The organism is Pyramidobacter sp. YE332, assembly GCF_033060595.1.
GTDB lineage: Bacteria > Synergistota > Synergistia > Synergistales > Dethiosulfovibrionaceae > Pyramidobacter.
In genome coordinates this window covers 1450433-1462657 of record NZ_CP133038.1, presented here as the reverse complement: position 1 = coordinate 1462657, position 12225 = coordinate 1450433, and the positions used below count along the sequence as shown (strand labels likewise).

The following is a 12225-nucleotide window of genomic DNA, read 5'->3' as shown; positions in this document are numbered from 1 at the left end:
AATATAATATATGTCGTAATAACAACAAATCTGTAAGGGAGGAAATCTTATGAGTGCCGTTATTAATGATTTATCGGTATTGGCTCTGTTTTTACTGGTTGGTCTAGCGCTGCGCGAGCTGGTGAAACCTTTGCAGAAGCTGTTCCTTCCCGCCGGTCTGATCGGCGGCGTGGTAGCGCTCATTGTTGGGCCGCAGGTGCTCGGCTGGATGGAGATCCCGAAGGGGTTCTCGGGAATGCCCACGCCAATGATCACCGTCGTGCTGACGTGTATTATCTTCGGCACAAAGATTGAAAAAAGCCGCATCAAGCAGTTCGTCGGTTCCGTTGTCGTCGACGGTCTGACATACTTTTCGCAGATGTTCGTCGGCACACTCGTCGGCATGGCCCTGAGCGTTTTCTGGCCGATGATGCCCAAGGGATGGGGCCTGATGGCCGCATATACCTACTGGGGCGGCCACGGCGCTGCGGCTTCTGCCGGAAAGCTGTTTGAGTCGCTTGGCGAAGCTCAGCGGGGAATGCTCGACCTTGGCATCATCATGGCCACACTCGGTCTGATCGTCGCTATGGTCGTCGGCATGACGATCGTCAACTGGGGCGTGCGTAAGGGCTACGCGACAAGCCTTGAAAAAGGCGCAACGGGCAAGATTGATGTCGTTAGCGGTCCCATTCCTGTTGAAAAGCAGAAATCGCTTGGCAGCGCCACGGTGGCGAGCGACGCGCTCAACGGCCTGGCGCTTCAGCTGGCGCTGGTACTTGTCAGCATTTGGCTGGGCACGGTGCTCTTTACGACACTGAAAACCTACGTCCCCGGCGCGAAGAACATCCCCGTGTTCCTTTATGGCATCGTCGGCGCGCTCATCATCTGGACTCTGATGTGCAAGCTGCGTATCGACGGTTACGCTGACAAAAAGGCGATCGGCAACATTTCGGGCGTCGCTTTGGAAATCTGCATCTGCGCGGCGACTGCCACGCTTAACCTGAAAATGGTCGCGTCGTTCCTTGTTCCCATTTTGATTCATATGCTCGCGATCATTGTATTGATGATTTTTATCTGCGTCTTCCTGACCAAGCGCTGGTTCAAGGACAACTGGCTTGAGACGGGGCTGCTCTTCTTTGGTCAGGGCACCGGCTCGGCCCCCAGCGGTCTGGCTTTAGCTCGCTGCACCGACCCCGACACGCGCAACTCGCCGGCGTGGGAAGGCTTCGGCGTCGCGATGAGCTGCTTCACGCCCGTCACTTCGACGCTCGTGGCGATCGTGCCGATTCTCACCGTTCAGTCGATCTGGTATCCCGTCGCCATCGGCGGCATCCTGACCGTGATTCTGCTCGTCATCGGCGAGAAGTTCATCAAGAAAAACTGACGTTTTGCCGGACATGGAACAGCGGTTTTCTTCGCGAGCCTGCTTTATAAAAATCTTTCGGATCAAGATCAAGAAAGGAAGATCTTAACACATGAAAATTATGGACTGCACATTGCGCGACGGCGGCAACGTCGTGGGCGCCGGTTTCTCTGCCGAACTGACCACGCTCATGCTGAAAGGCCTGACCGAAAACGGCGTGATGATCGTCGAGATGGGCAACTGCGCCGGCATGGGAGCGTACGACAAGGGCGTCAAAGCGCCCTGCACGGACGACGAGTATCTCGAACTGGCAAAGCCGTTCGTGGACAAGACCGAAGTCGGCATGTTCCTCGGCGCGACAAACGCGACTGAAGGGCTCGTCGCCAAAGCGGCGAAGGCCGGATTGAAGTTTCTGCGCGTCGGCATCAACGCTGGCGACGGCGAAAAGGCCGTGAACGCCGTGAGAATGGTCAAAGCCGCGGGCATGAAGGCGTTCTTCGCGATGATGAAGGCCTACGTGCTTACGCCTGAGGCGCTGGCTACCGAGGCGCAGCTGCTCGAAAAGGCTGGCGTTGATGTGCTCATCATCATGGATTCCGCTGGCATGATGTTGCCCGCTCAGGCGGCGGCTTACACGAAGGCTGTTTCGCAAGCCGTGAAGATCCCCGTTGGTTTCCACGGGCACGCCAACCTTGGCTGCGCCGTTGCCAACGCCGTCGCGGCTGCCGAAAACGGTGCGCAGATCATCGACTGCGGCCTTATGGGCATGGCCCGCAGCGCCGGCAACATTGCTACCGAGACGGCCGTCGCTGCGCTCGACCGTGCCGGTTACAAGACGGGCATCGATATGTACGGGCTGTTCCGTTTTATCGACAACGAACTCGCCCCCGCGATGAAGCCTTACGGTTACCGCGCGCCGGCCATGCCGCTGGACGTCGTACTCGGTTACTCCGGCTGCCACTCGCACTACATCCCCCTGTTCAAAGAAGTTGCCGCCGAAAAGGGCGTGGACCTGTACAAGCTGATTATTGAGACCTCGAGGCTCGACATGAAAAAGCCCTCGCGCGAGCTGATGGAGCAGGTCGCCGGAAGGCTTTAATAAAGAAAGGACTGCTTTTCTTATGAACAAGATCCTGATGTTTGGCGCGTTCGCGCCCAAGGGTGTCGAATACTTTAAGGAAAAAAGCGCGGGCAGATATGAACTGGCGTTTGGTTCTACCTACGAGGACCTCGAAAAGCACAACGATGCAGCCTATATCGTTTTGCGTGGCCCCGCCATGGACGCGGAGCATATCGCTGGCCTGAAAAATGCCCGCATGCTGCACCGCTGGGGCGTCGGCTATAACGACGTTGATGTCAAGGCAGCCGGCGAACGCGGTATCCGCGTGGCGATCACGGCAGGCATGAACGCGCAGCCCGTCGCCGAGATGGCGACGCTACTCATTCTCGCAGCATTCCGTCACTTTTTGCAGCACATTGACGACGCCAAACATGAAAAACTGCTTGGCAGCTACCTGATCGCCGACTCGTGGATGATCAACGGCCGCCGCGTCGGCATCGTCGGCATGGGAGCTATTGGCCGCAAGCTGACGAAAATCCTCCAGGGCTTCGGAGCAGAGGTGGTTTATTACGACGTCTTCCGTCTTCCCGAGGAAGTCGAGCGCGAATTGAACGTCACGTTCCTGCCGTTTAAAGAGCTTCTCGCGACCTCCGACATCATCAGCCTGCACATGCCATTGCTTGATAGCACCCGCAACATGATCGACGCGAAGGCCATCGCTATGATGAGGCCCAACGCCCTGCTCGTCAACACTGCTCGTGGCGGCATCGTCGATACGGATGCACTGCTTGCCGCCGTCCGTGAACGCCGCATTTGGGGTGCGGCCCTCGACACCGTGGAGGGCGAGCCGCTGCCGTCGGATCACCCGATCTTCTCGGAACCTCACATCCTGCTCACGCCGCATGTCGGCGGCAACACCGAGGATAATATCGTCAACATGGCCGCCTGCATCTTCGACAACATTGAGCGTCTTGAACGCGGTGAGGAGGTCGTCCCGCGCTGTCTCGTCAATAAACAGTACCTGAAAGCCTAACCTACTGTGCAGAAAAAAGCGGAAGAGACTCCCGAAAGAGTTTCTTCCGCTTTTTGCGTTTCTGTGTCATATCAGCAGATCCTTGGTATACTCGTCGCGCTCGCGTACGTGCGCCCGGTAGCGGTCGAGACAGCAGGGCGTAAGCAGCATGAGCAGATATTCGGCAACGGCGTTCATCGCCGTGGTTGAGTTGAAAAAGCTTGCCTGCCGAACCTCGGCTGTCAGCACGACGTCGGCGCACGAGGCCAGCGGCGAAAGGATACTGTCAGTGATCAGACAGACAGCTGCGCCGTGACTTTTTGCCAGGCGGGCCAGACGCAGATCGCTTTTGTAATAGCGGCTGGCCGAAAAGAACACGGCACAGTCGCGCTCGGTCGTCCGCTGCATCTGGTCGATGCCGCCGACGCTCTCGTCGATGATTCGGCAGATACGGCCGGTAAGGATGCTTAAAATCCACGAGAAATGATGCACGGTGCCATAGCAGCCGCGGAAACCGGCAACGAAACATATATCCGCATTCAGGATCACGTTCGCAAACTTGTCATACAGTTCCTCGGAATTCTGCATGATTGTTCTCTCGAGGTTATACGTCTGTATTTTCAGAAATTCCTCACGAGAGACATCGCTGCCGAATTTAGCCCGATTCGCCTCAAGACGTTCGTCCAACGACAGGCGGCTGACGCCCTGGGTAGCGCGCTCGACCATGCGATCGTAGATGTCGTTTTTCAGTTCGGTAAAGCCTGGGTATCCAATCGCGCGCGCAAAACGTGTCACCGATACGTCGCTGACGCCGGCAGCGCGAGCCACTTCCAGCGACGAGCTGCGGCCGGCGAGTTCCGGATTGGCGATGATATATTCGGCGATCTTTACTTGCGCTCTGGTCAGCTTCGCTTTTTTGATACGTTCGGCGATGACGTTTTCCACGCGCTTATCCCCTTTCATTTGAAATACTTTATTATAACATGATTTGTTAAGCTGGAATTTGTATGATATTAGCTCAATAAAAAGCCCCTCAAACGGTCAGAGGTACAGAAGGTTCTCTGAATGAGCCTGCGCCTTGGCGCCAAGTCGAAAATAAGAGCAAAAATCTGCGGCTGGAGCTTCTCAAGAGAAAAACTTTTATCAATGTGTCAACGTTCATCGTGGTAACAGACAGGACAAGAAAGCTCAGTATCGTCTCGGCAAGTCAGTTGGTTGCGGAACACTCCCAGCACAAATCTCTTCTGCTTGCAGAGTCCAAAATACCGTTCAATTCCAACATGGTCTTTGGCGTCTTTGTATTCCTTCTGCTGGTCTCTGCGTCAAATCGGGAATATTAGGTTATATGAGGTAAAGGAGTAATAGAAGCGTAAAATTTTTGCCGCCCTCATCTGGCACTTGCGCACTACGCCGGAGAGTTGGAGCATCACTCCGGTAAGTCCACCCTGCCGACAAAGTTGTGTAGTGTTTTAACCCCTTTAACGCGGCAGCCTTGACAGTTGATATGTTCAGGCAAAATGGGAGCATTATTCAACTCGGCCCATGATTTTTGCCGTTTTTTTACGCAACGCCTGATTGTCATTGAGTGCTGCAAGATATGCGTTGCACTTTTCGCAGTCCAACCCGCAGTATGCGATCGTATCCCTCACAGCTACGCACCTCCTGGAGGTCCGGCTTGTCTGGTGACTGCTCCTGTGCTGTCAGTCGCATTTCTCGATATTTACAGTGGCGATCGCGGATCGACCGGCGGCCCCGGTAATAAGATCTTGCGGCGCCGGTATCAGCATCATAAACCCCTCTCTGCCGTATCGTCGCTCATAGCCCTGCGCATATTCCTCTTCCACGGAGATATGCTGTACCTGACCGACAATCATTGAGGTGATCCCCGCACCGCTTAAATTCCGCGTTTCTTTCAAAGTACATTCCATATTTATGAATGCCTCTTGAATGACCGGCGCGCGGATCGTTTTCGCATGGGAAAGCGTGAAATCTCCTACGGCAAATTCATCCGTTTCCAAGTCATTGTGGTTAATGGTATCTATCAATCTGTCATAGGAGCTTATCGGCAGAAAATCGATGCAAAAGCATTGATCCCTTTGGATGTTTGCATAGGTATGCGTGTGCTGGTACACATTCCCCATCACGGCGAAAAAAGCGGTCTTATCTCCGTGAAAGCAGCTCCACGAATGAAAGCAGACATTCGGCTTTCCATTTCCCTTCCATGTGGTGATGGCAAACAAAACCGTTGGTATCCCCGCGGTCGTTTCAAAGTGTGAAAACAGTTCGAATTCCTCTGGATACGAGGGCTTGAAATACTGGGGAAAATTTTTTCCGATCTCTATTTTCATGACTGCTCCTCCCATAATGATACCGATGTGTCTTTTTACATCCTCTTCTCAAAACGAAACCTCCCGTCCGGAAACTGCCCGTCCGTCTCTTCCTCCGAATCCGGGGTGTTGGGATCGGGATGATGGCTGTTGTAAAACTCCACGATATGGAAGCCGCACTGGTTGACGTAGAAATGGATATTTCGTCTCTCGAAAGAGGGCGTGACGGTCTCCCAGAGGGCCACTTGCGGGTGCCGCCGCTCTACCGCGCACCACGCGGCATAACCGATGCCCCCGCTGTGGAGGTGCGGCGAAACGAACAGCAGGTCCAGACCGCCGCGTTTTCCGTCCACCGTGATCACCATGCCGCCGACCTTCCGACCGCCCAGTATGATCCTATAAACCTTGACACCATAGGACGAAGTACCAGTCTTTCTGTTTCTAAAATCATCCTATTCCTCCTCGAGCCTCGATTTTGTTCAATCGGGCGTTGCCCGTTAGCTTTTTCAATATAGCACAGAAATATGAACGTCTCTCTACTTCCGGCCTCCGAACGTCGCGGAATAGCGAGGCCTTCTGCTATTTTCTTGTTTGCTTCTTTATCATATGCGGGCATTCAAGAGCGGAATCGGCAGGCGAACGGCTCGCTCTTTGCGATAGCGAAGGCTCGATCTATTTTTTTTGCAGATACATTCGACGAGCATCCTTTGTGGATAGCGCCCTCTGCGTTGAAAGGAGCGTTCTCCTGCGATGGACCGTACGGTGGGTGGCGGCGGCGTTCATTCTGCCTCTCGCGGTCGGGGTACTATAACGTTTTTTTACAAGGCCCGGTATAAGATCGCTCTGAATTTTGCTGCAATCTCGCATACAGCGGTTCACAGAACGGCGTTTCGGTTATAGAATAATAAATTGTGAACGGGGGAGGGGGAGCGGAAATGAACAGAGAGGCGGATATTTTTCTTCCGGCGGAGAAGGGCTACGTGGTGCTCGACGTCGAATCTCAAGGCTACGTCCGGTTTTGTCCGATCGAAATTTCCGCGGTCCGCTTCGCTCCTGACGGGCAGTGCCTTGACGCGTACAGCTCCCTTGTGCGCCCGCGGGTGGCGCGGGTGTCTCGTTACGTCTCCGATCTGACCGGCATTACCACCGACATGGTGCGCCGTGCGCCGCTTCCCCGTGAGGTGATCGGCTCGCTCCGCGATTTCATCGGCGATAGCGTGATTGTCGGGCATGCGGTGGCGGAAAACGATCTTCCCATTATCGATCACTTTTGTCAGGAGCTTTATCACGCCCGGCTTGAAAACGTGTACGTAGATACTTTCTACTGGGCTCAAGCGCTCTTTCCGGCGCTGGGGACCGGACATTACAACTTGAAAGCGCTGGCGGAGCATTTTGTGATCGACGCGCAGACTTTTCATCGGGCCGAGGCCGACTGCCGCACGACCGCCCGGCTGTACCAGATCCTTCACGACGCGGCGCAGAGGTTGCCCGACGCCGAAAGGATACAGGTGCTGCACGATTTCGCCCATAAGAACGATCCCAAGAAGCCGATCCGGAAGAGCGCAAAGGGGACGGCGAAAAAGACGTCCGGTAACGTTATCGATTACAACAGCCTTCCGGTTTTCGAGGCGGGCGACGAAAAAGCCGCGGTAATCCACCTGTGGCACGCAAGGAAGCAAATCTGCGTCGAAGTGCGTTTCGCAGGCAGCGTTCCCGAGGCGGCCGACAAGTTTATGGACCGCCATCGCGAGTGCCTTTGGCAAGCGTATTTGCCGAATCTGCGCGTTGCCGACAGCGTTTCGCTGCCGGTGCTGAAGCAGCTGTGGAAGATCCTGCGCGCGCAGGGGTGCCGCTTGTATCGGCGGGCGGACGTCAGGTTCGAAGGGCTGGAGGCCCATGAAGCGAAAAAAGAGGGCGCCGCCAAAAATCGCTCCTGCCGCAGAAAACGGAAAACGGAGCCATCCATAGCGGCTTGCACCGGGTCGGATTGAGCGGGAGGAAAAGGATTTCTTCAGTTCGGCATTTTCCGACAGGAGGCGATTTTCCGCTTGACAGGAGTGGTCCGCCGCGTTAGAATGTGACCTGTTCGATTGAGGCCGGAGAGATGGCCGAGTGGCCGAAGGCGCACGCCTGCTAAGTGTGTAACCCGGTTTCGGGTTCGAGGGTTCAAATCCCTCTCTCTCCGCCATCTTAAAAATAACGATGCGCGCCATTAGCCCAGCTGGATAGAGCGTCTGGCTACGGACCAGAAGGTCGTGGGTTCGAATCCTGCATGGCGCGCCAGTTTTTTGTTTAGGCCCTCAGTCGTGCGGTGTTTTTTTGCGCGCCATTAGCTCAGCTGGATAGAGCGTCTGGCTACGGACCAGGAGGTCGTGGGTTCGAATCCTGCATGGCGCGCCATCTTGGAGAAGAGCCAGGGGAGCTTCGTGAGGAGCTCCCCTGTTTTGCATTGTGCGAACGGAGACCTCTCATGCTCACACGCGATCAGGAATACATGAACCTTGCCCTCGAACTGGGGCTTCAGGCGGCGCGCGAAGGCGACATCCCCGTGGGCGCGCTCGTGGTGGATCCTTGCGGAGAGATCGTCGGCAGGGGGCGCAATCGGCGCCGGGTTGAACATGACCCCACCGCGCATGCCGAGATAGTCGCTCTGCGAAACGCCGCACAAAATCTGGGCGCTTGGAACCTGAGCGGCTGTTCCCTCTACGTGACGCTCGAACCCTGTCCCATGTGCGCCGGGGCGCTCGTTCAGGCGCGCGTTTCGCGTCTCGTCTATGGCTGTACCGATCCGAAAGCCGGCGCCTGCGGCACCCTCTACGATTTAACGCGCGACACGCGCCTTTTTCATCGTCTGCAGGTCGTCCCCGGCGTAATGGAACAGGAATGCCGCGCGCTCCTTCAGGATTTCTTTCAGGCCTGCCGTGAGAAAAACCGCAAATTCGGTCGGTAAATTTTCAGAGTAAATGCAACCTCGTCAAAGTAAATGCGACGGGGTTGCATTTACTTTGACAGGACAAAAGCAGCAAGCAGTCATTACGAACACATAATAACGATCAAGATTGCGCTAACGGAACAAATTCAAGGGGATGAAAAGCTGTTACGAGGAAATTGTCCGAAAAAAGTGCATACAAAAGTGATCCTCAACTGAAAGCAAAATTTTCAGTTCAGAGTTAATGCAATCAAGAAATTAAAAAGGAGCCGTTATTTACCGGCGAGAAGAGTCCGCTTTAAACAGATATCCTGTGGCGGAATAAGTTCGAGTCCGAGTAAATGCAATACGTCCTCGCCATACAGGTTGATAAAGATCTCTGCAGGAGATTTTCCGTTAAATTTTTTCCTCCCGTATGAGTTTATATGAGACATCATCAGGTTGATATCAGTTTGGGATAAATTGTCGAAAGTTGTTCCCTTGGGAAGGATCCTTCGAATGAGAGTATGATTATTTTCAACCTTCGTTTTTTCCTGCGGTGCTTGTGGATTGCAATAGAACATATATGATTTTCTTTCTCCGTCCGGACCTTTTTCGATAGCCGTCGGATTGGAAAACTCTGTACCGTTGTCAGCAAGAAGGACCTGAAACATGGACTTATAGCGTTTCCTGCCCAGAAGAGTGAAGAGCATTGTAAAAATCTGCTCAACAGATTGAGCAGTATTTTTATCTCTCAAAAAAGCCAGCATAAAGTTGCAGTTTCTTAAGATGACAGTCAGAAGAACTTTTCCTCCTGCGGTGCCAACGACACTGTCGATTTCGGTAATAAGCATGTCCGGATGTTTCTCCGAAAAAGAGAGAAAATCATTGTAGGTACGGCCTTCACGACATTTTTTATCCACCTTCATGTTATTTCTTTTTCCCTTTCTCTTCTTAAAACGGACAGCTCGGGGCAAGTCTATTTTCCGTGCCTCTAAAATACCCGAAAGCAGGAGCCGTCTGGCGGTACTTTCAGAACAGGGAACAGTATCTCGATTATTACGGATAATATGATAGAGAGACTGCCCCTGTTTGATGAGAGGAGAGAAAAAAGAATCAATATCTGCAAGCTCGGCATCGGAGATATTGAAGCCTTCACGAGCCTCATGCAAAGTTTTCTCGTAAGAGTCATTTGCAGATTTAGCAGAATAGATCCGTTTTTTTAAAGTGCAGCGGTGACGGTTGGGGCAGCCGTTACAGACATACGGAGGAACCGAAAGCTGCGGGCAGACCTCCTCCTTAAAGTCAGGACACATCGTATTACATCTTGAGCACCGGAAACACAGTGAACGGCATTTCGGAGAGGTGTTACAAAGGGAAGTAACGGAGCAGTCATACCGGTGAAGGCAGCAGTTTGCTGTCCGGCCATAACAGCCTTTGAAGACAGTCTCTGCATGTTTTCTGATCTCTCTGGAGATCGTACTCGGCGACTTCAGAACTGTTGAGGCAATACTTCTGATACTATTTCTCAATTAAAATACCGAACGCAGAGGCGCTGAGAGGAAGATTCATAAGGCGAGCTGCGCAGCAGTCGAGCTCCTTCTGAGCGACTGAACTCCCTCGCAGCGCCCTGCAAACTATATTAGTGCTTTTTATCAAGAAATAGTATGAGAGATTCTCGCCGGTTGAGGGCGCTTTCAATGGCTTTTCTTTCAGCCAGAGTCAAATGTTTGTTCATGATGATGAACTCCTTTCCGAGATCTGTTGTCTCGTAAGAAAGGTCTTTCATCAATTCAGACTAAATGCAAGCTTCTTTTAATTCAGATTTAATGCAACGGGGTACCGGATGTTGCGTTGCATTTACCTTGAAGAATTTCACGCAAATTCGGTCGGCTCCCCGACGGCAGAAACAACTAGGCAAGCTCTTCGGGTTGTGCTATAATACCCTTCGTCTGCGGAGGGATGGCCGAGTGGTCGAAGGCAGCTGACTCGAAATCAGCCAGGGGTTCACGCCCCTCGGGGGTTCAAATCCTCTTCCCTCCGCCATGCAGTGATTTCAAAGCGTCGGAGCGTTTCCATGTATGTTGTTCATGGACTGCGTTCCGGCGCTTTTTTGTATGAATCAGTTGCTGCTGGGAAGCCGAACGTGCATTTCAAGTTGTAAACATTCCTGTGTTGCGCCTTGAGTCTCTACATTTAATAAAGATTATATTTTCCCGACTATCCATTACTCACCTCCTTGATCCGTATGATTACTCATGTTACCACAGAAAGGGAGGTTTATGGAGTGCCTTATTTAGTGGAAAACTCTTGCGCAATTGCTCTATATATGGTATAAAAGTACGAAAGAGAGGTGAGTGAAAAATGTTGACAGTGGCAAGGTTCGAACGTATGCGGCGCGACATTTCAGTGAAGGCGGTCTCAGAGCAGGCGGGCATTGACGCGGCACGGTACAGGAATTTTGAGAGGGGGGATAGGAGTCGCTACTTGACCAGTGATGAGCTGTTAGGCGTATCTGCATGCATCGGCGTACCGCGCGACATGATCGCCGACGACCGGGGCGCGCCGCGTATGCTGGCGTGAGCAAAAAAAAGACCGCTCAGGCACGGGCCTGATGGCGGTCGATAGAAGGAAGGTTGTTTTTTATATGAACAATTATAGCGTAAAAAAGTTGAAAGCGCAACTCCAAAATAATGTGGAGTTCAGGAAGGCCGTGAGCGCTCGCGTGAGCCGCGTCTTAGTCCTTCCCTCGCGGAGCGCCCCCGTGTTCAAAGACGTGGCGGGCCTTGACGCCGCGGCCGATCCGATGCCGTTCCTGCGGTCTGCTGTGAAGGCTGCGCGCGCACAGCTGCGGCGCTTTACGCCGGTTCGCGTGCGTGTGCGCAGAGAGGCTGTACGTGCCCATGTCGAGCAGGGTGCAGACTCCGGCGGCGACGACGGCGGCGGTTCAGACGACGGGGACGGAGACGGACAATCTGACTCGCATCATGTAGGCACTGGCCACGAGGCACGTGTCAATGTTGTCGTAGACTCTCAACAGAATAAAAGTATCGAGGAACCGGGCATTGCCGCGCGGAGTGACGCGCTGGCGGTGGCTGGATTTTTTGTACCCTTTTCCCGGCAGGAGGTGGCGGCATGAGCGCGCAGGAAAGTATCAATAAAGCAGCGGCGAGAACGCAGCGGGCGCTTGTGCTGCGCCACCTGAAAAGCGGCAGGACGCTGACGCAGGACGAAGCGCAGGCGCTTTACGGAGTGCGGCGGCTGGCGGCCCGTATCAGCGAGCTGCGGAACGACTTTGGCTTCCCCATAAGAACAGAGATGGTTGACGTCGGTGGCGTATCCGGGCTGGCGCGCTACTCTTTGGAGCAGACGCCGGAAGACATTAAGAGAAAGCGGGCCGTGCTTCAATCTCTCCTTCGCGGGGATGCCGTAGAGGCCGTTCCGGGCGTATCGCCTGATGAGCTGGCGCGTATCATGGGATATCTGCGCGCCGACGGCTGGCCAGTACTGGCCATTGAAGGGAAATACATTTTGATCGGCGCGGGGAAGGGGGCGGCGAGTGATGCTTAGCCAGCG

The 12225-nt window shown here is 53.9% G+C and carries 12 protein-coding genes and 4 tRNA genes; 11 read left to right on the top strand and 5 right to left on the bottom strand.

Features of this window, described 5'->3' with window-relative positions; translation table 11 throughout:
* The first annotated feature begins 49 nt into the window (after window positions 1-49).
* From RAH42_RS06885 to RAH42_RS06875, 3 genes are all read left to right on the top strand, one after another.
* Window positions 50-1363, top strand: coding sequence for a sodium/glutamate symporter (locus tag RAH42_RS06885; protein ID WP_120372109.1), 1314 nt, complete (start codon window positions 50-52; stop codon window positions 1361-1363).
* Between the two features lie 91 nt (window positions 1364-1454).
* Window positions 1455-2441: a 4-hydroxy-2-oxovalerate aldolase gene (locus RAH42_RS06880; RefSeq protein ID WP_120372110.1), complete on the top strand. Its 987-nt coding sequence runs from the start codon at window positions 1455-1457 to the stop codon at window positions 2439-2441.
* Window positions 2442-2463: 22 nt separating this feature from the next.
* On the top strand, window positions 2464-3435 hold the full coding sequence (locus RAH42_RS06875; RefSeq protein ID WP_317539119.1) for a 2-hydroxyacid dehydrogenase: 972 nt from the start codon (window positions 2464-2466) through the stop codon (window positions 3433-3435).
* A 66-nt stretch (window positions 3436-3501) separates the two neighbouring features.
* Here the strand turns inward: RAH42_RS06875 and RAH42_RS06870 are convergent, their stop codons facing one another.
* The 4 genes from RAH42_RS06870 to RAH42_RS06855 form a co-directional block, all read right to left on the bottom strand.
* The gene (locus tag RAH42_RS06870; protein WP_158606259.1) at window positions 3502-4359 is read right to left on the bottom strand and encodes a MurR/RpiR family transcriptional regulator; all 858 of its coding nucleotides are present in this window, start codon (window positions 4357-4359) and stop codon (window positions 3502-3504) included.
* A 581-nt stretch (window positions 4360-4940) separates the two neighbouring features.
* Window positions 4941-5063 (bottom strand): DUF3795 domain-containing protein, encoded by a 123-nt coding sequence (locus RAH42_RS06865; RefSeq protein ID WP_233543453.1) that lies wholly within the window; start codon window positions 5061-5063, stop codon window positions 4941-4943.
* A gap of 51 nt (window positions 5064-5114) precedes the next feature.
* Window positions 5115-5762 (bottom strand): flavin reductase, encoded by a 648-nt coding sequence (locus tag RAH42_RS06860; RefSeq protein WP_317539118.1) that lies wholly within the window; start codon window positions 5760-5762, stop codon window positions 5115-5117.
* Window positions 5763-5797: 35 nt separating this feature from the next.
* Window positions 5798-6130: an N-acetyltransferase gene (locus RAH42_RS06855; protein WP_343228919.1), complete on the bottom strand. Its 333-nt coding sequence runs from the start codon at window positions 6128-6130 to the stop codon at window positions 5798-5800.
* A 546-nt stretch (window positions 6131-6676) separates the two neighbouring features.
* On the opposite strand from RAH42_RS06855, the gene RAH42_RS06850 reads away from it, so the two are divergent.
* From RAH42_RS06850 to tadA, 5 genes are all read left to right on the top strand, one after another.
* Window positions 6677-7732 carry a 3'-5' exonuclease gene (locus tag RAH42_RS06850; protein WP_317539116.1) on the top strand — a complete coding sequence of 352 codons (1056 nt, stop codon included), beginning with the start codon at window positions 6677-6679 and terminating at the stop codon, window positions 7730-7732.
* 107 nt (window positions 7733-7839) lie between these two features.
* Window positions 7840-7929, top strand: a tRNA-Ser gene (locus tag RAH42_RS06845).
* Between the two features lie 18 nt (window positions 7930-7947).
* A tRNA-Arg gene (locus RAH42_RS06840) sits at window positions 7948-8024 on the top strand.
* A gap of 40 nt (window positions 8025-8064) precedes the next feature.
* Window positions 8065-8141: transfer RNA gene (locus RAH42_RS06835), tRNA-Arg, on the top strand.
* A 70-nt stretch (window positions 8142-8211) separates the two neighbouring features.
* Complete coding sequence (gene tadA, locus RAH42_RS06830) at window positions 8212-8691, top strand: tRNA adenosine(34) deaminase TadA (RefSeq protein ID WP_168170132.1); 480 nt, start codon at window positions 8212-8214, stop codon at window positions 8689-8691.
* Between the two features lie 251 nt (window positions 8692-8942).
* Here tadA and RAH42_RS06825 read toward each other — a convergent pair whose 3' ends face one another.
* Entirely contained in the window at window positions 8943-9965 is a 1023-nt protein-coding gene (locus RAH42_RS06825; protein WP_317539115.1) for an IS30 family transposase, read from the bottom strand.
* Window positions 9966-10605: 640 nt separating this feature from the next.
* Between RAH42_RS06825 and RAH42_RS06820 the strand changes: the two genes are divergently transcribed.
* The 3 genes from RAH42_RS06820 (at window position 10606) to RAH42_RS06810 (ending at window position 12219) form a co-directional block, all read left to right on the top strand.
* A tRNA-Ser gene (locus RAH42_RS06820) sits at window positions 10606-10695 on the top strand.
* Between the two features lie 568 nt (window positions 10696-11263).
* Complete coding sequence (locus RAH42_RS06815; protein ID WP_317539114.1) at window positions 11264-11788, top strand: hypothetical protein; 525 nt, start codon at window positions 11264-11266, stop codon at window positions 11786-11788.
* Window positions 11785-12219 (top strand): helix-turn-helix domain-containing protein, encoded by a 435-nt coding sequence (locus RAH42_RS06810; protein ID WP_317539113.1) that lies wholly within the window; start codon window positions 11785-11787, stop codon window positions 12217-12219. The genes RAH42_RS06815 and RAH42_RS06810 overlap by 4 nt, the downstream gene beginning before the upstream one ends.
* Window positions 12220-12225 lie beyond the last annotated feature (6 nt).